At 68.2% G+C, this 1,526-nt stretch carries 1 protein-coding gene and 1 pseudogene; both read left to right on the forward strand.

Features of this window, described 5'->3' with window-relative positions:
* Positions 1–180: pseudogene (locus ASD35_RS27615) on the forward strand (xylulokinase); the annotation flags it as partial.
* 27 nt (positions 181–207) lie between these two features.
* Complete coding sequence (xylA, locus tag ASD35_RS15660; protein ID WP_056875895.1) at positions 208–1,524, forward strand: xylose isomerase; 1,317 nt, start codon at positions 208–210, stop codon at positions 1,522–1,524.
* Positions 1,525–1,526 lie beyond the last annotated feature (2 nt).

Below are 1,526 nucleotides of genomic sequence, written 5' to 3' on the forward strand. Positions count from 1 at the left end.
GCCGGCGGCGCGCTCGGTGCGGCGCGGCTGGGCTGGCTGGCCAGCGGTGGGAGCGTCGACACCGTCTGCACCCGCCCGGCCGTTGCGGCCCGCTACGCCCCCGACCCCGAACGCCACGCCCGCCTGGCCCCGCGCCTGGCGCGTTTCCGTGACCTGTACCGCCGCCTGCGCGGCGCCTGATTTCTTCTGCATCTTCTGAAGTTCGACATGACCTCCTATTTCCATCACATCGCCCCGATCCGCTTCGAGGGCGCCGACAGCCCCAACGACCTGGCCTTCAAGCACTACGACAAGGACCGCATCGTCCTGGGCAAGCGCATGGAGGACCACCTGCGCTTTGCGGTGTGCTACTGGCACAACTTCGTCTGGACCGGCCTGGACCCGTTCGGCGGCGCGACCTTCGAGCGGCCCTGGTTCCAGGGCGGCAGCCCCATGGAGCTGGCCAAGCTGAAGGCCGACGCGGCGTTCGAGTTCTTCGCCAAGCTGGGCGCGCCCTACTACTGCTTCCACGACCGCGACGTCGCCCCGGAGGGCGCCACGCCGCGCGAGAGCCAGGAGAACTTCAAGCGCATCGTCGACGTGCTCGGCGAGAAGCAGCAGGCCACGGGCTTGAAGCTCTTGTGGGGCACGGCCAACCTGTTCAGCCACCGCCGCTTCATGTCGGGCGCGGCCTCCAACCCCGACCCCGAGATCTTCAAGATGGCCGCGCTGCAGGTGCGCGACGCGATGGACGCGACGCTCAAGCTGGGCGGCGAGAACTATGTGCTGTGGGGCGGCCGCGAGGGCTACGAGACGCTCTTGAACACGCGCCTGGGCCAGGAGCTGGACCAGCTGGGCCGCTTCCTGAACATGGTGGTGGAGTACAAGCACAAGATCGGCTTCAAGGGCGCCATCCTGATCGAGCCCAAGCCGCGCGAGCCGTCCAAGCACCAGTACGACTTCGACACCGCGACGGTCTACGGCTTCCTGGTGCGCTACGGCCTGGAGAAGGAAGTGAAGGTCAACATCGAGGCCAACCACGCCACGCTGTCGGGCCACAGCTTCGAGCATGAGATCGCCACGGCCGGCGCACTCGGCATCCTGGGCAGCCTGGACATGAACCGCGGCGACCCGCAGCTGGGCTGGGACACGGACCAGTTCCCCAACAACGTGCCGGAGACGGCGATCGCGCTGTACCACGTCATCCAGGCCGGCGGGCTGGGTTCGGGCGGGCTGAACTTCGATGCGAAGGTGCGCCGCCAGAGCATCGATGCGGAGGACCTGTTCCACGGCCACATCGGCGGCATGGATGTGTGCGCACAGGGCCTGCTGATCGCCGAGAAGATGATCAACGACGGGCGGCTGCAGGCGGCCGCCGACAAGCGCTACGCCGGCTGGGACGCGCCGGCCGGCCAGGACATCCTCGGCGGCCGCCGCACGCTGGAGCAGCTCGCCGACGAGGTGCTCGCCAGGAACACCGATGTCGCTCCCGTCTCCGGCCGCCAGGAGGTGTTGGAGAACTGGGTGAACAAGTTTTGCGGTTGACC

This window comes from Pelomonas sp. Root1444 (genome assembly GCF_001426885.1).
Taxonomy (GTDB): domain Bacteria; phylum Pseudomonadota; class Gammaproteobacteria; order Burkholderiales; family Burkholderiaceae_C; genus Pelomonas.

Bases quoted from the DNA above. Each gene is read 5' to 3' on its own strand.
- xylA (WP_056875895.1), top strand. From the start codon at position 208: ATGACCTCCTATTTCCATCACATCGCCCCGATCCGCTTCGAGGGCGCC.